The sequence below is a fragment of the Agromyces sp. NPDC052230 genome, from assembly GCF_040679595.1.
Taxonomy (GTDB): Bacteria; Actinomycetota; Actinomycetes; order Actinomycetales; family Microbacteriaceae; genus Agromyces.
Genome location: NZ_JBFAVC010000001.1, coordinates 451879 through 473551, shown reverse-complemented (window position 1 = coordinate 473551; position 21673 = coordinate 451879). Strand labels below are relative to the sequence as shown.

24 protein-coding genes are annotated in these 21673 nt (G+C 70.2%); 13 read left to right on the top strand and 11 right to left on the bottom strand.

Annotated features, from left to right (window positions below):
• The first annotated feature begins 19 nt into the window (after positions 1 to 19).
• Positions 20 to 568, top strand: coding sequence for a MarR family winged helix-turn-helix transcriptional regulator (locus tag AB0K73_RS02315; RefSeq protein WP_360510806.1), 549 nt, complete (start codon positions 20 to 22; stop codon positions 566 to 568).
• Between the two features lie 4 nt (positions 569 to 572).
• Here the strand turns inward: AB0K73_RS02315 and AB0K73_RS02310 are convergent, their stop codons facing one another.
• Positions 573 to 1982 (bottom strand): MFS transporter, encoded by a 1410-nt coding sequence (locus AB0K73_RS02310; RefSeq protein WP_360510807.1) that lies wholly within the window; start codon positions 1980 to 1982, stop codon positions 573 to 575.
• Between the two features lie 197 nt (positions 1983 to 2179).
• On the opposite strand from AB0K73_RS02310, the gene AB0K73_RS02305 reads away from it, so the two are divergent.
• On the top strand, positions 2180 to 2563 hold the full coding sequence (locus AB0K73_RS02305; RefSeq protein ID WP_360510808.1) for a DUF2255 family protein: 384 nt from the start codon (positions 2180 to 2182) through the stop codon (positions 2561 to 2563).
• Positions 2564 to 2588: 25 nt separating this feature from the next.
• Here the strand turns inward: AB0K73_RS02305 and AB0K73_RS02300 are convergent, their stop codons facing one another.
• The 6 genes from AB0K73_RS02300 to AB0K73_RS02275 form a co-directional block, all read right to left on the bottom strand.
• Positions 2589 to 3158: a hypothetical protein gene (locus AB0K73_RS02300; protein WP_360510809.1), complete on the bottom strand. Its 570-nt coding sequence runs from the start codon at positions 3156 to 3158 to the stop codon at positions 2589 to 2591.
• A gap of 114 nt (positions 3159 to 3272) precedes the next feature.
• Complete coding sequence (locus AB0K73_RS02295; protein ID WP_360510810.1) at positions 3273 to 4145, bottom strand: RIO1 family regulatory kinase/ATPase; 873 nt, start codon at positions 4143 to 4145, stop codon at positions 3273 to 3275.
• Positions 4146 to 4343: 198 nt separating this feature from the next.
• Positions 4344 to 4883 carry a hypothetical protein gene (locus AB0K73_RS02290; RefSeq protein WP_360510811.1) on the bottom strand — a complete coding sequence of 180 codons (540 nt, stop codon included), beginning with the start codon at positions 4881 to 4883 and terminating at the stop codon, positions 4344 to 4346.
• A gap of 93 nt (positions 4884 to 4976) precedes the next feature.
• A complete protein-coding gene (locus AB0K73_RS02285) occupies positions 4977 to 6644 on the bottom strand; it encodes a SulP family inorganic anion transporter (protein WP_360510812.1) in 1668 nt (555 codons plus the stop codon).
• Positions 6641 to 6985: a metalloregulator ArsR/SmtB family transcription factor gene (locus AB0K73_RS02280; protein WP_360511279.1), complete on the bottom strand. Its 345-nt coding sequence runs from the start codon at positions 6983 to 6985 to the stop codon at positions 6641 to 6643. Before AB0K73_RS02280 ends, AB0K73_RS02285 begins: the two co-directional genes overlap by 4 nt.
• Before the next feature lie 126 nt (positions 6986 to 7111).
• Complete coding sequence (locus AB0K73_RS02275; protein WP_360510813.1) at positions 7112 to 7639, bottom strand: hypothetical protein; 528 nt, start codon at positions 7637 to 7639, stop codon at positions 7112 to 7114.
• Between the two features lie 380 nt (positions 7640 to 8019).
• Between AB0K73_RS02275 and dnaK the strand changes: the two genes are divergently transcribed.
• The 4 genes from dnaK (at position 8020) to AB0K73_RS02255 (ending at position 12197) form a co-directional block, all read left to right on the top strand.
• Entirely contained in the window at positions 8020 to 9897 is a 1878-nt protein-coding gene (dnaK, locus tag AB0K73_RS02270) for a molecular chaperone DnaK (RefSeq protein WP_360510814.1), read from the top strand.
• A 2-nt stretch (positions 9898 to 9899) separates the two neighbouring features.
• Positions 9900 to 10562 carry a nucleotide exchange factor GrpE gene (locus AB0K73_RS02265; protein ID WP_360510815.1) on the top strand — a complete coding sequence of 221 codons (663 nt, stop codon included), beginning with the start codon at positions 9900 to 9902 and terminating at the stop codon, positions 10560 to 10562.
• A gap of 129 nt (positions 10563 to 10691) precedes the next feature.
• The gene (locus tag AB0K73_RS02260) at positions 10692 to 11681 is read left to right on the top strand and encodes a DnaJ C-terminal domain-containing protein (protein WP_360510816.1); all 990 of its coding nucleotides are present in this window, start codon (positions 10692 to 10694) and stop codon (positions 11679 to 11681) included.
• 99 nt (positions 11682 to 11780) lie between these two features.
• Positions 11781 to 12197 (top strand): MerR family transcriptional regulator, encoded by a 417-nt coding sequence (locus AB0K73_RS02255; RefSeq protein WP_360510817.1) that lies wholly within the window; start codon positions 11781 to 11783, stop codon positions 12195 to 12197.
• Positions 12198 to 12222: 25 nt separating this feature from the next.
• Here AB0K73_RS02255 and AB0K73_RS02250 read toward each other — a convergent pair whose 3' ends face one another.
• Positions 12223 to 12921 (bottom strand): hypothetical protein, encoded by a 699-nt coding sequence (locus AB0K73_RS02250; protein ID WP_360510818.1) that lies wholly within the window; start codon positions 12919 to 12921, stop codon positions 12223 to 12225.
• Positions 12922 to 13002: 81 nt separating this feature from the next.
• On the opposite strand from AB0K73_RS02250, the gene AB0K73_RS02245 reads away from it, so the two are divergent.
• The 6 genes from AB0K73_RS02245 (at position 13003) to AB0K73_RS02220 (ending at position 18462) form a co-directional block, all read left to right on the top strand.
• Positions 13003 to 14130, top strand: coding sequence for a methyltransferase (locus AB0K73_RS02245; protein ID WP_360510819.1), 1128 nt, complete (start codon positions 13003 to 13005; stop codon positions 14128 to 14130).
• Positions 14131 to 14224: 94 nt separating this feature from the next.
• Positions 14225 to 14467: an ATP-dependent Clp protease adapter ClpS gene (clpS, locus tag AB0K73_RS02240; protein WP_360511281.1), complete on the top strand. Its 243-nt coding sequence runs from the start codon at positions 14225 to 14227 to the stop codon at positions 14465 to 14467.
• The gene (locus AB0K73_RS02235) at positions 14464 to 14958 is read left to right on the top strand and encodes a DUF2017 family protein (RefSeq protein ID WP_360510820.1); all 495 of its coding nucleotides are present in this window, start codon (positions 14464 to 14466) and stop codon (positions 14956 to 14958) included. The genes clpS and AB0K73_RS02235 overlap by 4 nt, the downstream gene beginning before the upstream one ends.
• A 329-nt stretch (positions 14959 to 15287) precedes the next feature.
• A complete protein-coding gene (locus AB0K73_RS02230; protein ID WP_360510821.1) occupies positions 15288 to 16436 on the top strand; it encodes a type III polyketide synthase in 1149 nt (382 codons plus the stop codon).
• 99 nt (positions 16437 to 16535) lie between these two features.
• Positions 16536 to 17315 carry a methyltransferase domain-containing protein gene (locus AB0K73_RS02225; protein WP_364774926.1) on the top strand — a complete coding sequence of 260 codons (780 nt, stop codon included), beginning with the start codon at positions 16536 to 16538 and terminating at the stop codon, positions 17313 to 17315.
• Entirely contained in the window at positions 17308 to 18462 is a 1155-nt protein-coding gene (locus tag AB0K73_RS02220) for an NAD(P)/FAD-dependent oxidoreductase (protein WP_360510822.1), read from the top strand. Before AB0K73_RS02225 ends, AB0K73_RS02220 begins: the two co-directional genes overlap by 8 nt.
• Before the next feature lie 23 nt (positions 18463 to 18485).
• Here the strand turns inward: AB0K73_RS02220 and AB0K73_RS02215 are convergent, their stop codons facing one another.
• The 3 genes from AB0K73_RS02215 to AB0K73_RS02205 all read right to left on the bottom strand — a co-directional run bounded on the left by AB0K73_RS02215 (position 18486) and on the right by AB0K73_RS02205 (position 20589).
• Positions 18486 to 19160 carry a M23 family metallopeptidase gene (locus tag AB0K73_RS02215; protein WP_360510823.1) on the bottom strand — a complete coding sequence of 225 codons (675 nt, stop codon included), beginning with the start codon at positions 19158 to 19160 and terminating at the stop codon, positions 18486 to 18488.
• Between the two features lie 14 nt (positions 19161 to 19174).
• Positions 19175 to 19615, bottom strand: a complete 441-nt coding sequence (locus AB0K73_RS02210) for a nitroreductase family deazaflavin-dependent oxidoreductase (RefSeq protein WP_360510824.1) — start codon at positions 19613 to 19615, stop codon at positions 19175 to 19177.
• A 77-nt stretch (positions 19616 to 19692) separates the two neighbouring features.
• The gene (locus tag AB0K73_RS02205; protein ID WP_360510825.1) at positions 19693 to 20589 is read right to left on the bottom strand and encodes a LysR family transcriptional regulator; all 897 of its coding nucleotides are present in this window, start codon (positions 20587 to 20589) and stop codon (positions 19693 to 19695) included.
• Positions 20590 to 20728: 139 nt separating this feature from the next.
• On the opposite strand from AB0K73_RS02205, the gene AB0K73_RS02200 reads away from it, so the two are divergent.
• Positions 20729 to 21664, top strand: a complete 936-nt coding sequence (locus AB0K73_RS02200) for a DMT family transporter (protein WP_360510826.1) — start codon at positions 20729 to 20731, stop codon at positions 21662 to 21664.
• Positions 21665 to 21673 lie beyond the last annotated feature (9 nt).

Genomic DNA, 21673 nt, shown 5'->3' with positions numbered 1-21673 from the left:
TATATGTACTATGACATGTATGAACCCACCCCGTCAAGGCGAGCCGGCCGACCCCGATGACCCTGTCGCCGCCGTCGAAGCCGCGCTCGGATCGCTTCGGGGTCGTGGCCCCGGCGGCCAGTTCGGGTGGAGGGGTGGCCACCGCGGACCTCACCAGGGCGGCCGACCGTTCGGCGGACGCCCGCACGGGGGTCATGGCGCTCCGCACGGGCAGGGCGCGGCCGGCGGCAGAGGGGGTCACGCCGCCGTCCGGCTGCTCATGGTGCTCGACCACCACGGACCGAGCTCCGTGACCGATCTCGCATCGGCGATCGGCGTCGATCAGCCGCGGGCGAGTCGACTCGCGCAGGCGGCCGTCGAGGCGGGCCACGTGCGGCGCGACGTGGATCCAGGCGACGCCAGGCGGAGCATCCTGATCATCACCGATGCCGGGCGTGCAGCCCTCTCGTCACTGCTCGATCACCGACGCGGCGCCGTCGAGCGCGCGCTCGCCGACTTCACGCCGGCCGAGCGTCGGCAGTTCGCCGACCTGCTCACCCGATTCGCCGAGGCATGGGGTCGCGGGTGAGGCATCAGGCCTGCTCGGTCGGCGCCTTCACGAACAGCATGAGCACGAGGCCCGCCGCCAGCACGATGACGATGCCGAGGATGCCCCAGTAGGTCGCGCCGAACGCGGCGATGAGCCCCGCCCACAGGAGCGGCGAGAGGAAGCTCGCCGCACGCCCGGTGGTCGCGTAGAGGCCGAAGATCTCGCTCTCCCGGCCGGCGGGGGTGACCCGGGCGAGGAACGAGCGCGATGCCGCCTGCGCCGGGCCCACGAAGAGGGTGAGCACGAGGCCGAAGATCCAGAACACGAGCTTGCCCGCGTCGTGGAGGAAGAACACCGCCAGGCCGGCGACGACGAGCCCCGACAGGGAGAAGATGATCACCGCGCGCGCCCCGAACCGGTCGTCGAAGCGTCCGGCGAGGATGGTCGAGACGCCGGCCAACAGGTTGGCGGCGATGCCGAAGATCAGCACCTCGCTCGACGAGAAGCCGAACGCGACCGCCGCGATGACCGCGCCGAACGCGAACACCCCCGCGAGGCCGTCGCGGAACACGGCACTCGCCAGCAGGAACCAGAACGTCGGGCGTGAGTCGCGCCAGAGCGCGATGATGTCCTTCACGAGCACGACGTACCCGCGGAAGAACGACACGTGTTCGCGGCGAGGTGCGGGCGGCGCCTCGGGCACGTACACGAACAACGGCCACGCGAACACGAGCGTCCACACGGCGCATCCCACGGCGATCACCCGGAACGCGAGCCCGTTCTCCGTCGGCATGCCCCACCAGTCGAAGGTCTCCGCGACGACGACGATGACGAGCGCCACGATGCCGCCGATGTACCCGAGGCCCCATCCGAGCCCCGAGACCTTGCCGACCGTCTTCGGTGTCGAGACCTGCACGAGCATGGCGTTGTAGTTCACGCCGGCGATCTCGCTGAACACGGTCCCCGCCGCGATGAGCGAGATGCCGAGCAGGAAGTACGCGGGCTCGCCCTGTACGAAGAACAACGCGAACATCGTCGCCACGAGCGCGAGGGTCGCGCCGCCCAGCCAGAGCTTGCGGCGACCCGCGATATCCGCCCGCTGCCCCAGCACGGGCGCGAGCAACGCGATGAGGACGCCGGCGATCGTGATCGCCCATCCCAGCCCGCTGGCCAGGTCGGCCAGCCCGGCCTCACGTGCAGGGTCACCCTCGTCGAGCGCCGCGACCGCCGGATCCAGGAACGTGCCGCTCGTGAGATAGAGGGCCGTGAACACGAACGTCAGGATCACGGAGTTGAACGGCTGCGTCGCCCAGTCCCACAACGCCCACGCCACCACCTGCCGGCGCGGGATCTTGCGCCCCTCCTGCAACTGCAGGCCCATGACGCCGATGGCGCCGCTGTTCGCGGTGGCAGGCGGGGTCGGAGGGGTCGGCTGCTCGGGGGGGAGGGTCATGACGGAAGCCTCGTTCGGTCGGGTGAACGGGAGATGTCGGCGCGCGGTCGGTCCGGCATCCCGTGGATCAGCGCTGATCTTCGTGCACTGTAACGCTCACGGATGCCGCAGCGACAGCGACCCGCTGCCGGAATGGACCGCAGGGTCAGCGACCCGCTGCCGGAATGGACCACAGGATGGCCGCGTTCGACAGGAGTATGGCCACTGACGATCGACTCATCGAGTTCCTCCGCGAGACCAACACGGTGCACATCGTGACCAGCACGCGCGATGGACGCCGCATCTCCACCCCGATCTGGGCGGTCGAGGTCGACGGCGTCGGATACATCCGCTCCGCCTATGGACCCGACTCGAAGTGGTTCCGTCGCGCGACGACGAACCCGGGCTCAGGGTTCGAGACGCCCGACGGTGTGCAGGCCGTGGAGTTCGAGCCGGTCGCGGCGACCGATGCAGACGAGGGTCGCGTCGACGACGCGCTCCGCGCGAAGTACGCGAGCGAACCGGCATCCGTCGCGGAGATGCTCACGCCGCTCGCGCACGGCACGACACTGCGCGTGGCGCCGCTCGGCCGGCCGCTGTAGCGCTGAGGACGCCCGCGCGATGCGGCTACTGCAGCTCGAGCACGGATTCGAGGAAGCGGTTGTAGCTCGCGAAGTGCAGCACACCATCGCGGAGCTGTACTGACGGCTGGTAGTTGGCGTCGTAGTCCGCGGGAGCGAGATACGTGCCGTCGCCCCGCTCGGTGTCCTCGAGCCACCCTTCGGCCTCGAGCTCGGTGAGCCACCTCGCTCCGTCGCCGCCGACGTCGAGTCGCGCATACCAGGCGGACACGTCGCTCATCGGCTTGCTCCAGACGCAGACGAGGGCGCCCGCGGTGGCCATGCGCTCCATGACGGGTCCGAGGAGGTACGGCGCGTCGTCGACTGCGAGGCCATCGTCAGCGAGCCGGGCGTACTCGTCGGCGGTGAGCACCGTGTCGCAGGTCGTCGCCGCCGGCGTCGAGTCGGGGTCGGGTGCCGCGGGCGTCTCGGTGGGCGACGCGGCTTCAACGGGTGCGACCGTTCCACCCGCGGCGCCCTGGCCGGCGGTCTCCACCGCGGCGCCCGCGCATCCGCTGAGGAGGAGGGCGAGCACGCTCGCGGCGACGACGGCCAGGGGTTCGATGCGATGTTCCATATCGTGACAATAGGAAGATATCTTCCTATTGGCAAGTCCGAGCGAGAAATCTCCTGGCCAGCCCTGAGCGGCGAGGGTGGCGAGTGGCGACGAGACCGCTCGCCCCCGGCCCGCTCAGAACCCCACCTCGCCCACCAGCTCGCCGAACAGCTCCTCGGCGTCGCACTCCAGGCGCTGCCTCGTGAACCAGTCGCACACGTTGACGCAGTCGCGGTGCAGCAGGTCGAAGCCCTGCGGATTCGACACGAGGTCGACCACCTGGGGAAGGTCGATCGCGACGACGCGCCCGTGGTGCACGAGCAGGTTGTACGGCGAGAGGTCGCCGTGCGCGAGCCCCGCGCGGGCGAGCGTGTGCATGAACTCGGCCACCTGCTGGAACAGGTCGCGCAGCTCCTCGCGGCTCGCGCGCACCTGGGCGAGCCGCGGCGCCGCGACCCGTCCCGCGCCGATGAACTCCATGAGCACCTCGGTCTCCTGCACCTGCACCGGGTACGGCACGGATGCCCCGAGCTCGGTGAGTCGGCTCAGTGCGTCGAACTCGGCGGAGGCCCACTGCACCCGGGCCATGGCGCGACCGAACGTCGTGCCCTTCGCCACCGCGCGCACGTCGCGGCTGCGGCGAGTGCCGCGTCCCTCGGTGTAGACCGCGGAGCGATGGAAGTCCGAGTGCTCGCTCGAGCGATATCGCTTGGCCGCGAGGAGCACGGCGTTGCCCGGTACGTCGGCCGGGGCATCCGGAACCGCACGTTCGATGAGGAAGAGGCTCGCCTCCTTGCCGGTCTTCACGACCCCGAGTTCGGTGTCGATGGCGGCGGCACTGGTCACGAGCCAATCGGGGCGCGGCTCAGGGCCGCGCTCGGTGGGAATGGTCGCCGGCCACGTCGACCAGCGTTGACCCTCGCCCGGCTCGGCGGCCTGGAACATGAGGGTGGATGACGCGCCGAACGGCGCGGTGGACGAATCGTCGAGCGACGAGATGAAGGGCACGGTGGTTCTCCGAGGTCACGGAGGCCACCTGACGCTTCTAGCGGGCGGCCTCACAGGGAAGGGTGTCTGCGATGCGCACGACAAGGACGGTGTTCATCGGTCTCTCCTTCCGATCTCGGCGACGGATGCCGCGTGGCGCGGTCCGCTGGTGAGCATACGCGCGTCGGGACCCTCGTGTCCAGAGCCCCGAGTGGTTGGCTACGACGTCGGAACGAGCCAACCCGCGACCGTCGGGTTGTCGGCGTACGTCAGGGTGTCGCCGGTGACCACGACGATGGGGGTCTCGCCCAAGCCGGGGTCGACGGGGCCGGTGTAAGCGCCCGGGACCGGGTCATTCGTCTCGACGAACCCCGCGTCGGCGAGCATCGGTTCCCATTCGGTCGAGTCGGCGTCGGACAAGCGCACGACGGTCAGCCCTTCGGCTGCCGGTGCGCCCCAAGTGCACGTGAGCGCTCCGGCCTCCACCAACTGCTGGGCGAACGGGTCCACCACGATCGGGGGATCGATCGGTTCGATGCCGTCGGCCTCGAACCGGGTATACGTCTCGGCGGTCAGCACGTCGTCGCAGGTCACGGCCGGTGCTGCGCTCGGCTCCGGCTCGGAGGTGGCATCCGCCGACGGCATGGTCGCGCTGGGTGCGCTCGGTGCGGGCGTCGTGCCGGGTGCGGCGGTACAGGCAGCAAGGGCCACGACGGCGAACAACACGGTGGGAACGATGCTCATTCGGCGAACGGTCATCGCGGCAGCTTAGGTCAGCGTTGGTGTCTGGGCGTCGGGGATGTCACTGAGTCGTCAGTGGTTGGCAGGTTCTGAACGGTACGCCCTCGTCGTTCAGCCCCGCACGGGCTTCACCGGCCCGCGCATGATGTGGCTTCGCGCGTGCTCGACGGCGCCCGGCAGTTCTTCGAACAGGTGGTTCTGGTGCCGTAGTGAGGCGATGGCGCCGACATGGGTGAACAGTTGCAGGTGGCGGGTCTGGATCCCCTTCACGAGTACGGTCACGCCGCGCCGCTCGAGCGCCTGGATGAGCTCGTTGATCACCTGGGCCCCGGTCGCATCGAGGATCTGCAGCTGCGACATCCGGATGATGACGACCTCGACGTCACGGATGTCGCCGACTCGCTCGAGCATGCGCTCGGCCGCGCCGAAGAACAGCGCGCCCTCGAGCCGGAAGAGGGCGATGCGTTCGTCGCCGGGCTCGGCAGGGCCGGGCAGCTCCTCGCGGTGCACGCCGCTCGAGCGTGCGAGGGCGCGGAGCGCGAAGAACGCGGCGACGGCGATGCCGATGAGCACGGCGTAGATGAGATCGAACGTCACGGTGATGAGCGCGGTGATGACGAACACGACGGCGTCGGAGCGCGTCGAGCCCACGACCGTGCGGACGGTCGCGATCGAGATCATGCGCGTCGAGGTCACCATGAGCACGCCGGCCAATGCGGCCAGCGGGATGACCGCGACGATGCTCGCTCCGGCGAGCACGATGCCGGCCAGCAGCACGGCGTGCACGATCGCGGCGAGCCGGGTGCGCCCGCCCGTGCGCACGTTCACGGCGGTGCGAGCGATCGCGCCCGTGGCCGGCATGCCGCCGAAGAAGGCGGATGCCACGGAGGCGAGCCCCTGGCCGACGAGCTCGCGGTCGGCGTCGTACGCCCCTGTGTCGGAGATCGACGCCGCGACACGGGCCGACAGCAGCGACTCGATGGCGGCGAGCGCGGCGACCGTGAAGGCCGCGCCGATCAGGGGCGACATGGTGTCGAACGTGAGCTCGGGCACGATGGGCATGGGTAGGCCGGGCGGCAGCTCGCCGATCGCGGCCACCGGGAGCTGCGCGACGACGGCGACGACGCTCACGAGCACGATGGCGATGATCGAGCCGGGCAGCAGCTTGTGGATCTTGGGGGCGAACACCATGACCGCCGCGACCACGAGCACGATGCCGAGCGCCCAGCCGGCCTCGGGCCAACTCACGGTGGGAAGCGACTCGATGGCCGCGATGAGCGCGTTGGTGCTCGGCCCGGGTTCGGTGCCGAGCGCGGCGGGCACCTGCTGCAGGAAGATGATGATCGCGATGCCGAGGGTGAACCCCTCGATGACCGGCCACGGGATGTAGGTGACCGCACGCCCGAGCCGCAGTACCCCGGCGATGACCACGATGATGCCGGCCAGGAGGCCGACGATGGCGAGCGCACCGAGTCCGTTCGTCGCGATGATCGGCCCGAGCACGACGACCATGGCGCCGGTCGGGCCGGACACCTGCACGTTCGACCCGCCGAACACGGCGGCGATGACGCCCGCGATGATCGCCGTGACGAGGCCGCTCTCGGCGCCGGCGCCCGAGCTCACGCCGAACGCGAGGGCCAGCGGCAGGGCCACGATGCCCACCGTGATGCCCGCAACGAGGTCGCCCTTCCAGGTGCGCTTCGTGTCTCGGTAGTCGGCGGTGGACGGCAGCAGGGACCGCAGGGTTCGCAGGGCATCGGTGACGCGCGCGGAGGTCATGGGCGGCCCTCGGTCGTCTCCGCGGGCGCGGCGGGCGGGAGCTCGGGCAGACCGGAACTCTCGACGAGCTGCCGCTCGGTGGTCTCGAGGATGTCGCCGAGCAGCGTGCGGGCCACACGCAGCAGGTCGGCGACCTGCGGGTACGCGAGCCGGTAGTACACCTGGTTGCCGCGCCGGTCGGCGGTCACGAGCCGGTTGTTGCGCAGCACGGCGAGATGCTGCGACAGGTGCGAGGCCTCGAGCCCGGTCACCTCGAGCAGTTCGGAAACGGATGTCTCGGGGCGGGTCGAGAGCACCTCGAGCACGCGCACCCGCAGCGGGTGAGCGAGGCCCTTGAACATGTTGGCCTTGACCTCGTAGAGCGGGCGGCTGGAATCGGACAGCACCGCGCCTCCTCAAGCGATTGATGGATTGATGAATCCATTATACGCAGGATGCGCCGCCGCCCCGTCCCGACACCTCCCGGGTCAGATGGTGTGCGGGGCGAGGAGGTCTGCGAACGCCGGAGTGTTGAGGAAGGTGATCCGGTCGCCAGACGCCACGACGACCGGACTCACACCGCTCCCGACCTCGATCGGCCCGGTGAACAGGGTGCCCGAGCCGGTCGAGTCGACGAAGTCGGCCTCGAGGAGCGCGGTCTCCCACGCGTTCCACTCGGAGTCGGGGACCGGCAGTTGCACGACCGTCAGGACGAGATCGGTCTGCGCCTTCACCCAGGTACAGGCCACCCCGCCGGCGTCGACGAGTCGGACGGCGAACGGGTCGACGACTCGCGGGTCCCGCGGCTCGAGGCCGTCGGCGGCCAGTTTCGCGTTGCCGTCGGCGGAGAGGATGTCGGGACAGTCGACCAGCGTGGGAGTCGGCGTCGGCGTCGCCTCGGCGGTGGTCGACGGGCTCGGGGAAGGCGGCGGCGTCGGCTCCGACGGCCCGGTGCAGCCCGAGAGGGCAAGGGCGAGGACGACGATGAACGGCAGCGAACGCGAGCTGGAGGTCATCGGTGCAGCTTAGAGGTCCCCACCGTCGCAGCCGGTGGAATGATCCCCAGCCCGACCGCCGGCCGTGCGACCGCAGCGCACTGTCCCCGGGCCCCACGATACGCCCGGGTCTCCGGGGTAGGGTCACCGCAGGCAAGCCGACGCGTCAGTCGCAGCATCCGCCACCGCAGGAATACTGAACGTCAGCCGAGGGTTGAGTCAAGTGCACTCAAGTTTCGAGCTTTCGACTTGACACGCGCTTTCGGCGCTGCAAAGCTTGAGTCGTCGGGACTCAAGTTCCGGCGATACTGACTTCGATTTGGGCCACGACGGCCGAATCGACCGCCACCGGAGCGCGCGCGACATCCGCTCGTCCGTCTCCCAGGCAGAAGGAGAAACACATGTCACGTGCAGTAGGAATCGACCTCGGCACGACCAATTCGGTCGTCTCGGTGCTCGAGGGCGGCGAGCCCGTCGTCATCGCCAACGCGGAGGGCTTCCGCACGACCCCCTCGGTGGTGGCCTTCACGAAAGACGGCGAGGTGCTCGTCGGCGAGACCGCGAAGCGCCAGGCCGTCACCAACGTCGACCGCACCATCGCGTCGGTCAAGCGCCACATGGGCACCGACTGGAAGCGCGAGATCGACGGCAAGCAGTACACGCCGCAGGAGATCTCGGCCCGCATCCTCCAGAAGCTGAAGCGTGACGCCGAGCAGTACCTCGGCGACACGGTCACCGACGCCGTCATCACCGTGCCGGCGTACTTCAACGACGCCGAGCGCCAGGCCACCAAGGAGGCCGGCGAGATCGCGGGCCTCAACGTGCTCCGCATCATCAACGAGCCCACGGCCGCGGCACTCGCGTACGGCCTCGACAAGGGCAAGGAGGACGAGCTCATCCTCGTCTTCGACCTCGGTGGCGGCACGTTCGACGTCTCGCTCCTCGAAGTGGGCAAGGACGACGACTTCTCCACCATCCAGGTGCGCGCGACGTCCGGTGACAACCGGCTCGGCGGCGACGACTGGGACCAGCGCATCGTCGACCACCTCATCAAGCGCTTCAAGGACTCGACGGGCGTCGACGTCTCGAAGGACAAGATCGCCCTCCAGCGCCTCAAGGAGGCGGCCGAGCAGGCGAAGAAGGAGCTGTCGTCGAGCATGTCGACGAGCATCCAGCTCCCCTACCTCTCGCTCACCGAGAACGGCCCCGCCAACCTCGATGAGTCGCTCACGCGCGCGCAGTTCGAGAACATGACGAGCGACCTGCTCGACCGCACCAAGAAGCCCTTCGAAGACGTGATCCGCGAGGCCGGCATCAAGCTGTCGGATGTCGCGCACGTCGTGCTCGTCGGCGGCTCGACCCGTATGCCCTCCGTCTCCGACCTGGTGAAGCAGGAGACCGGTCAGGAGCCCAACAAGGGCGTGAACCCCGATGAGGTCGTCGCCGTCGGCGCGGCCCTGCAGGCGGGCGTCCTCAAGGGCGAGCGGAAGGACGTGCTGCTCATCGACGTGACCCCCCTGAGCCTCGGCATCGAGACCAAGGGCGGCATCATGACGAAGCTCATCGAGCGCAACACGGCCATCCCGACCAAGCGCAGCGAGACCTTCACGACCGCCGACGACAACCAGCCGTCGGTCGCCATCCAGGTCTTCCAGGGCGAGCGCGAGTTCACGCGCGACAACAAGCCGCTCGGCACATTCGAGCTCACCGGTATCGCCCCGGCACCGCGCGGCATCCCGCAGATCGAGGTGACCTTCGACCTCGACGCCAACGGCATCGTGCACGTGTCGGCCAAGGACAAGGGCACCGGCAAGGAGCAGTCGATGACCATCTCCGGCGGTTCGGCCCTCCCCAAGGAGGACGTCGAGCGCATGGTGCGCGACGCCGAGGAGCACGCCGCCGAAGACAAGAAGCGCCGCGAGTCCGCCGAGACCCGCAACTCCGCCGAGCAGCTCGCCTACTCGATCGACAAGCTCATCAAGGACAACGACGAGAAGCTCCCCGCCGACGTCAAATCCGAGGTGCAGGGCGATGTCGACGCGCTGAAGTCGGCACTCGCGGGCGACGACGACGACGCCGTGAAGAGCGCGTTCGAGAAGCTCTCGCAGTCGCAGACCAAGCTCGGCGAGGCGATCTACGCGCAGGGCCAGGAGGCCGGCGCCGGCGCGAGCGCCAACCCCGGTGAGGACGCGAACGCGTCGGGCACCGAGGGCGGCGAGTCCTCCGATGAGGACGTGGTCGACGCCGAAGTCATCGACGACGAGGACGAGAAGAAGTAATCATGTCCGACGAGAACCAGAACCACGAAGAGCCGGTGATCCGCGACAAGCGGCGCATCGACCCGGAGACCGGGGAGGTTCGCCAGGCGCCGGCCGATGAGAGCTTCGACGAGGCGACGGATGCCGCAGCCGACGCTGCCGCGGCATCCGCGCCCCACGACGCCGACATGGCGGAGCCCACCGACGCCGACGACGAGCACGAGCTCACGGTCGACGACATCCTGAATGCGGCCAGGGCCGAGGTGCAGGAGCCGAGCGACGAGCACCTCGCCGACCTCAAGCGGGTCACCGCCGAGTACGCGAACTACCGTCGGCGCACCGAGGCGAACCGCGAGGTGGAGCGCGAGCGCGCCGTCGGCGCGGCCGTTGCCGCGCTGCTGCCCGTGCTCGACGACCTCGACCGCGCCGAGAAGCACGGCGATCTCGAGGGCGACGCCCCGTTCGCGACGATCGCGGCGAAGCTGCGTGCCGCGACGGCGAAGCTCGGCCTCCAGCCGTTCGGCGAGGTGGGCGAGCCGTTCGACCCGCAGAAGCACGAGGCGATCTTCCAGCAGCCGTCCGACGAGGTCGAGACCGACACGGTCGCCGACGTCGTCGAGACGGGCTACCTGCTCGGGGGCACGTTGCTGCGGGCCGCGAAGGTGGTCGTCAAGACGCCGCAGTAGCGGCATCCGGTGGTCGAGTAGGCCGCATGCGGCCGTACCGAGACCTCGCAACGGGTCTCGATACGCGGCTTCGCCGATACTCGACCACCGAACACCGACCACCCACTAGATTTCGAAGAGGAGGTGCCGATGGCCAGCCAGGATTGGTTCGACAAGGACTTCTACCAGGTGCTCGGCGTCTCCAAGGACGCGAGCGACGCCGACATCAAGAAGGCGTACCGCAAGCTCGCGCGCACGTATCACCCCGACCAGAATCCCGGCGACGCCGCCTCCGAGGCGAAGTTCAAGGAGGTCAGCGAGGCGCACTCGGTACTGTCCGACGCCGAGGAGCGCAAGGAGTACGACGCGATCCGCGCCATGGGCTCGGGCGCCCGGTTCACCGCACCCGGTGGCGCCGGCGGTGCCGGCGGCTTCGAGGACGTCTTCGGCACCATGTTCGGCGGCCCTGGCGGCCGCACGAGGTACACCTCCCAGCAGGGCGCAGACTACGACGACCTGCTCGGCGGCCTGTTCGGCGGCGGCCGGTTCGGCCAACCGACCGGCGGCTACCGCGGCTTCGGCGGTCCCTCGCGCGGGCGCGATGTCGTGGCGACGACGACGCTCGACTTCCTCACCGCCACCAAGGGCGAGCAGGTCACCCTGCAGACGGCCGACGGCCGGCCGCTCACCGTGCGCATCCCGGCTGGAGTGGCCGACGGGCAGAAGATCAAGCTCCGGGGCAAGGGACATCCGTCACCCGACGGCGGCGAGGCGGGCGACCTGATCCTCACCGTGAATGTGCGAAAGCACCCCGTCTTCGAGCGCGACGGGCTGAACCTGCGGGTCACCGTGCCCGTGACGTTCGCCGAGGCCGCGCTCGGTGCGACCATCCAGGTGCCGACGCTCGGCGGCGACCCGGTGAAGCTCAAGGTCGCGCCCGGCACGCCCAGCGGGCGAGTGCTGCGCGTCAAGGGCCGCGGGGTCGCGACCTCCAAGGGCACCGGCGACCTGCTCGCCATCGTGCAGGTGGCGGTGCCGTCGCACCTGTCGAAGGACGCCGAGGAGAAGCTCAAGGCGTTCGTCTCGGAGCTGCCCGACGAGAACCCGCGCGACGACCTGCTCACGAAGGCCCGAGGCTGACGATGTCCAGGCATTCACCCGATCTGCAGGACGGATGCCTCGGAGCCGATCCTGTGAATCGTGCGTTCTCCTGTCAACCGGTGAGATGGGGGCGATGACATGGATGAGACGAGCCCGCTGTTCGTCATCTCGGTGGCCGCCGAGCTCGCCGGCATGCACCCGCAGACGCTGCGACAGTACGATCGCCTCGGTCTCGTGTCGCCCACGCGCACCGCGGGCCGGTCGCGGCGTTACTCGATGCGCGACGTGGCCCATCTGCGCGAGATCGCCCAGCTGTCGAGCGAGGGCGTGAGCCTCGAGGGCATCCGACGCGTGCTCGGCCTGGAAGACGAGGTCTCGTCGCTCCGCCGACGCGTGCGCGAACTCGAGGCCGCACTCGCCGACGAGATGCTCAACCGGCCCGGGCGCCGCGTGTTCGCCGCGGGCTCGGAGGGCGAGGTCGTCTCGTTGCGGGCGGGTACGCGCGTGCGCCGCGAGAACGCCGTGGTGGTGTGGCGACCGCTCGAGCGGGAGTAGCGCCAGCCGCCAGGGGTAGGCTCGGTCACCAGGCCGATGCCGGCGCCTGGATGATGGGCACCGGCGACGTCGACCACCATGAACCGTTGCCGTAGCGGCTCTCGGCCCACGGCGACGCCCAGATCGCCTGCGCCACGGCGTGCGCCGACGTGCCGTCCTCGAGGGCGGCGACGATGGCGGTGTAGAACGAACGCTTCAGCAGGTTCTCGGCCGCGTATCGTGCCGCCGTGTCGAGGCTGTCGTAGCTGCCCAGGCCCGAGCCACCGCCCGACCCGTAGCCGTTGTTCAGCGGGTTGTTGCGGTTCCACCAGTTGTCGACGCCGTTCTCCTCACGCATCCACTGCAGCATCACCGTGACGTTCTGCTCGGTCACCGGCCAGTCGCCGTAGATGAGCACGAGTTCCGCCCAGTCGGCGTTCGTGCCCGACGAGATGAGGGTCTGCTTGCCGTCGGTGGCGGTGTACGACTCCTGCGACACTGCGGCGGACGCGACATCGGGGGCCACCGTCAGCGTCTGCGTCTCACCGGCACCGAGCTCCCCTGCCGCCGTCGGAGCAGTCAGTGCCGCCGGTTGCGGCGCGATCGCGAAGGTCAGGCCGAGCGAGAGCACCGCGATGGCGGCCGCGAGCGGGGCGAGCCGGCGAGCGGTTCGGGCGCGGTCGACGGATGCCGCGACACCGTGTGGTGCCGCGCGCCGCGCCCGTGTCCGGTCTGCGTGCCGCATCGGGGCCCGAGGTTAGCAAACGAATCCGGGAGCCGCAGCCCCTGAACGCGACACGGAACGAGCAACGCGTAGCCTTGGCGCATGTCTCTCGACCTCGGCGGATTGCGCCGGCATCCCGATGTCGAGGGTCCGGGGCTCGAGGCGTCGGATGCCGCGGACCGGTTGATCCTCGACCACGCGGCCGCGCTCGTCGCCGGCGTCGGGCCGGGTGAACTCGTCGTCATCGACGACGCGTACGGCGCCCTCGCGCTCGGCGCCGCCGCGGCGGGAGCCCGCGACATCCGGGCGCATCAGGACCTCATCACGGGAGAACGCGCCCTCGCGCAGAACGCCGAGCGCGCGGGGTACGCGGCCGACGTGCGATCCCTGCCGCTCGGCTCGGAGCTCCTCTGCGGCGCACGCGTCGTCCTGCTGCGCCTCCCGCGCTCGCTCGATCGCCTCGACGAGGTCGCCGGGCTCGTGGCGCAGCACGCGGCATCCGACGTCGTCATCATCGCGGGCGCACGGATCAAGCACATGACCCTCGCGATGAACGACGTGCTGGGGGCGTGGTTCGAGCGGGTCGACGTGTCGCATGCGCGGCAGAAGTCGCGCGTGCTGACGACGAGCGGCCCGCGGGCGGAGCGCCGGCCGCCCGCGCCCGGCTGGCCGCGCGGCGAGCGACACGACGACCTCGGCGTCACGGTCGTGGCGCACGGCGGCGTGTTCGCAGGCGCCGGCGTCGACATCGGCACGCGCTTCCTGCTGGGCGAACTCGGTGCGGCGGTGCCGGATGCCGCGTCCGCCGTCGACCTCGCGTGCGGGTCTGGCGTGGTCGCCGCGTGGCTCGCGCGTTCCCGCCCGGGCATCCGGGTGACGGCGACCGACCGCTCGGCGGCGGCCGCGGCATCCGCTCGCGCGACCGCCGAGGTGAACGCCGTCGCCGACCGGGTGCACGTGACGCGGGTCGATGGTCTCGAACTACTGCCCGACGCGAGCGAGCCGCTCATCGTGCTGAACCCGCCGTTCCACTCGGACGCGGCGCTGCACACGGGCATCGCCCGGCACCTGTTCGCGGATGCCGCCCGCGTGCTCGCACCGGCCGGCGAGCTCTGGTGCGTGTGGAACTCGCACCTGCGATACCGGCCGCTCCTCGAGCGCATCGTCGGCGAGACCCGTCAGGTGGCCCGGAATCCGAAGTTCACGGTCACGGCGTCGCGGAGGGAGTGAGGCACGACGGGTTCCGGGACGCGCGAGGTCATGTCAGGCTGGGGAGGTGACCAGCACGCTCGAGCAGCTCGACACCGACACGACCACCCGCGGCGTGTCGGAGGAGCCGTGGCGCACGATCGTCTGGGACGATCCGGTGAACCTCATGACGTACGTGAGCTACGTGTTCCGCAGCTACTTCGGGTACCCGCGCGAAGAGGCCGAGCGCCTCATGCTGCAGGTCCACACCGAGGGGCGTGCCGTCGTCGCGACCGGCAACCGGGAGGCCATGGAGCGCCACGTCGAAGCCATGCACGGCTACGGGCTGCAGGCCACGGTGTCGAGGGCCGGCACATGATCGTCGCCGGACGCAGCGGTGGCGAGGGCGTGCGCCTCGTGCTCGAGGCCGAGGAGGCGATGCTGCTCTCCGAGCTGGCCGACCAGGTGGATTCGGTGCTGCTGCTCGGCGAGGCCGACGATCCCGCGCTGGGGCGGCTGCTGCCCAACGCCTACCCCGACGACCAGACCTCGTCGCGCGAGTTCGCCCGCTACACGCGTGACAACCTCGTCGACGGCAAGCGACAGGCGGCCCAGCGGGTTCGCGATGCGACCGCCGTCGACGAGAACGCAGGCGGGGTCGTGCAGATCGAGCTCGACCAATCGGAGGCGTGGGGCTGGCTCACCTTCCTCACCGACCTCCGGCTCATCCTCGCCGAACGCGTCGGCGTCGTCGACGAGAGCGAGGACACCGCGGCGGAGACCCGCGACGACTACCTGCGCGCCGCCTACGAGTGGGCCGGATTCGTGCAGGGGTCGATGCTCGAGGTGCTGGACCCCACCGACAGCTGAGCTGCGGGCGAGGCGGTGCGTGACAGGCGTTCGCCGTAGTGGCAATCTGGTGCCGCCGGCGTGACCTGCGCCGTGGACGGGGGGATCAGATGAGCGAGACGAGTGGGCACACGACGCGGGATCCAAGGGAGTCGGCCGAGTCATGGCCGTGCTCCTCGTCGTGATCGGGGTCGTGTTGATCGGCAAGGGCATCGGCAGTTTCTGAGCGCTGGCCCTGAGAACCCCCGGCCGGGCGGCCGGAGTCTGGACCCCGCCTGCCCACCGGGTTAGTCTGCCGAAAAGGGGGTCGCCATGCCGCAGTTCCGACCGATCACACCGAGGGGCGCGGCGTGAGCGCCGGGGTCTCGCTCCGCGCCGTCTCGACCGCCGTGCCGCCGACGGTGCTCGTGCAGCCCGAGGTGCGCGACGTGTTCGCCGCGCAACCCGGCCTCAACCGGCTCGCGCAGCGCATCGTCGCAACGTCGTTCAACGTCTCGGGCATCGAGACGCGGTACACCGTGCTCGAGGAGCTCAGCCGCGATGCGCATCCCGAAGAACCGGTGTTCTTCGACATCGACAGCGGCGAGCTGCTACTGCCCGGCACGAAGGCGCGCAATGAGCTCTACGCCGAACATGCCACGCGGCTCTACGTCGAGGCGGGGCGCGCGGCGATCGCGGCATGCCCGGGCATCGAGGCATCCGACATCACGCACGTCATCACCGTGTCGTGCACGGGCTTCTACGCCCCCGGCCCAGACTTCATGGTCGCCCGCGAACTCGGCCTCGACGCCGGCGTCGAGCGGTACCACCTCGGATTCATGGGCTGCTATGCCGCGATCCCCGCGCTGCGCATCGCGAAGCAGCTATGCGAAGCGGATGCCTCGGCCGCCGTGCTCGTCATCAGCGTCGAGCTCTGCACGCTCCACCTGCGCAGTTCGAACGACCCCGACACGATCGTCGCGTCGTCGCTCTTCGCCGACGGCGCCGCGGCCGGAATCGTGACGGCCAGGCCGCCCGAGGCCGGCGAGCGCTCGTTCGGCCTCGACCGCTTCGCGACGCGCATCACGCCTGAGGGCGAGAGCGACATGGCGTGGAAGATCGGCGACCACGGCTTCGAGATGGTGCTCTCGAACGCGATTCCCGCGATCATCGACGACCACATCACGGGCGCGCTCGAGCCACTGTTCGCCCATGACGACGCGCTCGCGGAGGCGCTTGCGACGGATGCCTCGAGCGACGCGATCGAGCACTGGGCCATCCACCCGGGCGGCCGGTCGATCCTCGACAAGGTCGAGACGCGGCTGAAGCTCACGGAGCCCCAGCTCGTGCCCGCTCGCGAGACGCTGCGCGACTTCGGCAACATGTCGAGTGCGACGGTGCTGTTCGTGCTGCAGAACATCCTGCGGTCGGATGCCGCCGCCGATGGCGACCGCGTCGCGGCCATGGCGTTCGGCCCGGGTCTCACCGTGGAGTCGGCGCTCATGACGGTGCGCGCCTGAATGGGTGGGTCGGGCGGGGACTCGCGTCCTCCCGCGTCGGCGCGCCTCTCGTCTGGCGGCGGCTCCGCGTCTGCGCGCTTCGTGTCTGATTCTGCGGATATACGATCCGGCGCGCCGGGCGGAGCGCACAATCCCCGGCGCGCCCGATCGTATATCCGCAGGAATGGACGCTTCCTCGCGCGGCGCGAGGAGGACCGTGCCGAGTTGATGGACGACCCCGGCGCCGATGTCGCGACACTCGAGCGCACGTACGACCGGTTCCGCCTCGTGAACGCGGTGGTGTCGAACTCGCGAGCGGTGTACCGGCGCTGGATCCGGCCCCGACTGTCGTCCACCGAGACCCGGCGCGTGCTCGACATCGGCGCGGGCGGCGCCGACGTGCCCCGCGCCCTGCTCGCGTGGGCCCGCGCCGACGGCCTGCGCATGGAGGTGACCGCCATCGATCCCGATGAGCGGGCTCTCGCATGGGCGCGCCGCCAGCCGCCGATGCCGGGACTCGTGCTGCGGCAGGCGACGAGCCGCGAGCTGGCCGACGCGGCCGAGTGCTTCGATGTTGTGATGTCGAACCACGTGCTGCACCACCTCGACGGTCGCGAGCTCGGGGCGCTCCTCGCCGACTCCGAGCGGCTCGCGCGCAACGCGGGACTCGTCGTGCACGGCGACATCGAGCGCAGCCGACTAGGATATGCCGGGTTCGCGCTGGGGACGCTGCCGTTCGTGCCCAACCTCCTGGCGGGCACCTTCATCCGGGCCGACGGGCTCACCTCGATCCGCCGCAGCCACACCGCTGCCGAGCTCGCCGCCCTGCTGCCGCCCGGGTGGCGAGTGCGTCGCGGGTTCCCGTCACGGCTCGAGGTCGTGTGGGGCGTCGATGGCTGAGACGACCCCCGCCGCCGAGCCGCGCCACGATGTCGTGATCGTGGGCGGCGGACCGGTGGGTCTGCTGCTCGGATGCCTCCTCGCCCGGCGCGGCATCGACGCCGTCGTGCTCGAGCGGCGCGGGGCGCGATCGGAACGCTCCAGAGCCATCGGGATCCATCCGCCGGGGCTCAAGGCGCTCGCGCTCGCCGGACTCGAAGGCGAGGCGAGAGCTCGCGCCGTCGAGATCACCGACGGGCGCGTCACGTGCGAGGGCCGCGTGCTCGGGAAGATGTCGTTCCGACGCGCGGGCACGGTGTTGTCGCTGCCGCAGTTGGAGACGGAGGAGCTGCTCGAGCGACGGCTCGGCGAGCTGCGCCCCGGGGCGCTGCGCCGCGGCGTGGACGTGCGCGCCATCCACGACCGCGGAACGCACGTCGAGGTCACGGGAGACGCGGGCGGCGAGGCGGTGGCGGTCAGCGCCTGGTACGCGGTCGCGGCCGACGGGGTGCGCAGCGGCATCCGACTGCAACTGGGCATCGGCTGGCATGCACGGCGCGGGCGCTCGCACTACGTGATGGGCGACACGCGCGACGACACGGGGGCGCCCACGTCGGCCCTCCTGCACTTCGAGCCGTCCGGGGTCGTGGAGTCGTTCCCGATGCCGGGCGGCCTGCGCCGGTGGGTGGCGTGGGTGCGCCGCCCGCCCGCCCAGCTCACCGCCGAGCATCTCGCCACGATCGTGCACTCGCGCACGGGCGGCGCCTTCGAGCCATCCGTCGCCGCTGAACCGAGTGCCTTCGAGGCGCGGCAGCACCTCGCCGAGCGGATGTCCCGCGGTCGCGTCGCGCTCGCCGGCGACGCGGCCCACGAGCTGAGCCCCATCGGCGGGCAGGGCATGAACCTCGGATGGCTCGACGCCATGCGCCTCGACCACGATCTCGCCGTCGCGCTCGAGGTGGGCGCACCGTTCGAGGCGTTCGAGGCCTACGACCGGTTGCGCAGTGGGGCTGCCCGCCGCGCCGTGCGGCAGGCCGCGTTCAACATGGCGATGGGTGCGCCGGCGTCGGGGATGCGGCTGCGATTGCGGAACGCGTCGGTGCGGGTGCTCGGCGTGCCGCCGCTGCGAGCGCTCCTCGCCCGCGCGTTCACGATGCGCTGGCTCTGAGCGACGGCCCCCGGGCGACGGGCTCAGAGCGGCTCGACGACCGCGCCTTCTGCAGGGATGCCTGCGTCCACGAGCCTTGGTTCGCGCGCGCGCGCCGGCCACTCGCGGTACGCACGGAACGCCATCGGCACGCCCTTCGCGACGTTCGGATCAGGACCGTCCATGAGCTGGACGTGCACGTGCGGCTGCGTCGAGTTGCCCGAGTTGCCGCACGACGCGAGCTGCTGCCCGGTGGCCACCGCATCGCCGACGCCCATCCGCAGCGACCCGGCCTGCAGGTGCACCAGCGCGACGAACGCGTCGCCCTCGCGCATGGCGATGACCACGTGGTTGCCGGCGATCGCCCCGACGCCCTGCCTCGCCCGCGCCGCCTGGCCCAGCATGTACCCCACGAGGGCGAGTTGCGACCGTCGGGCCTCGTGGTCGGGCTCGCCGTCGTGCACGGCGACGACCACCCCGTCGGCCGGCGCCAGGATCGGCCGACCGAACGCGAAGAACCGCTCGGGCGGCTCGGTGCCGAACAGCGTGCCCCAGTCGCGCTCACCGGCCGTGCGCCCGCGTTCGTCGACGCCGACGAAGTCGATGGCGAATCGCCCGCCGAAGAGGTCGGTTCCGTGGCTCGGCACTCGCCGGGCCGGGCTGTTCTGCACCAGCCACCGTTCGGTGAACGGCAGGGCGAGAACGACCGGATGCGACATCCGCACGCCGACGCTCAGAGAGAGATGCGCGTGAGCAGGAAGACCGGAATCCGCCGGTCTGTCTTGGTCTGGTAGGCGTCGTACGACGGCCACGTCTCGTTCGCGCGGCGCCACCAGACCTCGCGCTCCTCGCCCTCGAGCTCGCGGGCCTCGTAGTCGTGCTTCTCGGCGCCGTCCTGCAGCTCGACGTGCGGGTGCTTCTTGAGGTTCCAGTACCAGGTCGGATGCTTCGGCGCCCCGCCGAGCGAAGCCACCACGGCGTACTCGCCGTCGTGCTCGACGCGCATCAGTGCGGTCTTGCGGAGCTTGCCCGACTTCGCGCCCTTCGACGTCATGACGATGATCGGGCGGCCGCGCAGCGTGTTCGCCTCGGCCCCGTTCGTCGCCTCGAAGGTCTCGGCCTGGACCCGGGCCCACTCCGACGTGCTCGGCTCGTACTCTCCCTCAAGCGGCATGCGCGCTCCTTCTTCTCGTGGCGTTCCCCCATGACAACACGGATGCGGGCGTTGCGCATTCCGGCGGCGGGCGTCGCTCAGTCGGCACGGCTGGTCTGCCTGCCTCTCGGAGAGCTGCCGGCGATGTCGCGCATGCGTGTGACGTGGGGGTGCCACGGTCGGTTGGTGGGGCCGGTGAACACGAGGCGGCGGCCGAGTCGGGGTTGGAGCTCGACCATGGTGAGGGTGGTCGGGAGCATGGCGGCGGCGAGTGAGGGCATGATCGCGACGCCGAGGTGGGCTTCGACCATGGCAAGCAGCGTGCTGACCTCGTGCACTCGCTGTGCGGGGTCGTAGCGGACGCCGGTCATGGCGTGCAACTGCTTGATCTGGGGTTCGCAGCCGCTGGAGCTCACCAGGAGCGGATCCGCCAGCAGATCGTCGAGTTCGATGGCGTCGCTGGTCGCCAGGGGGTGATCCATTCGGAGTACGGCCCGGAATTCGTCGCTGGCCAGCAGGAGGCCGCCGGCCGGAAACGGATCGGGGTCGATGAGCACGGCGGCGTCGACCGTCCCGGTCGCCAGCCAGTCCTCAAGCTCGGTGTCGCTGCCTTCGAAGAGCCGGACGTCGACACCGGGGATCTCCGCACGCCACAAGGCGAACAGATCGGGAATGAGTCGGTGGGCGACGGTCGGCGCCGCAGCCACCCGGACGAGACCGGTGGCGTCCTTTCCGGTCTGGCTGTCGATCGCGACTCCCAGGGCGCGAGCTGCCGCGAGCACGCTGCGGGCGTACGGGAGGACAGCCTCGCCGAGCGCCGTGGTGGTGATGTCGGGGGCACGGCGCACGAGTGGTGCTCCGGTGGCCCGTTCCAGCGCGGCGAGCGTGTGCGAGACAGCCGACTGGCTCATTCGGAGGTGGTCCGCTGCCGCGCCGAAGCCGCCATGGTCGATGACGGCGGCGAACACCTCAACCTGGCGCAGGGTCAAGCTCATGCAATTACCTCATGATTCGATGAATTGAATCTATTTGCTTCATTCGGAGAGAGTACCCAGACTAGCAGCGAGGCATCACCGCCGTCCTCATCCGACAGGAACGCCGGCATGCCGAGAACCCGGTACGAGGAGAACCAGCGTGAACGGCATCGTCGGCAGATCATGGGCGTGGACCCGGCTGGGCGTGCTGGCCCTGCTGTGGGGATCGACATTCCTCTGGATCAAGCTGGCCCTGACCGCGCTGTCTCCCGCCCAGCTCACCTTCGCTCGCTGCTTGCTCGGTGCGCTCACCTTGATGGTGTTGTGCTTCGGGACTCGCCGGCGTCTCCCTGGCGGGCGCAGGATCTGGGCGCATCTCTTCGTCGCCGCGTTCTTCTGCAACGCGCTGCCCTTCCTCCTTTTCAGCATCGGTGAGCAGACCGTCGACTCCGGGGTGGCCGGTGTGCTGAACGCGACAACTCCGTTGTGGACATTCCTGGTCGGGGTCGTCATCGGCACGGAACGCGGAATCCGCCCGATCCGTCTTGGCGGGCTCCTGCTCGGGTTCGCCGGAGTCGTGCTGATCTCCGCCCCGTGGGAGCACGCCGGATCTGTCGGCTGGGGATCACTCGCCATCGTCGCCGCGGCGGCGAGCTACGCCATCGGTTTCGCGTACATGGGACGGCACCTGGTCGGGAAGGGCATCCCCACGATCGCCCTCTCCGCGGCCCAGCTCATCGCGGCGTCGGCGCTGACGGCCCTGACTCTGCCGTTCGGTGGCCTGGCGCCGGTCCATCTGAGCGAGCAGGGCTTGATCGCCGTCATCGTCCTGGGGATCTTCGCCACCGGCATCACCTTCCACCTCACCTTCCGGATCATCGCCGACGAAGGTGCGACCAATGCCGCGACGGTCGGTTACCTGCTGCCCGTTGTCGCCGTGCTGCTGGGGGCCATCGTCCTGGACGAGGGACTGAGTGTCCGGGTCATCGCTGGAATGGTCGTCGTGCTCATCGGCGTCGCGATGAGCCGTCGGAAGAGACAGGAGCCAGCCGTCGAGATGCCCGAAAGCCCGGAAGAAGAGAGAGTCAGTCAGTGACAACAGTGA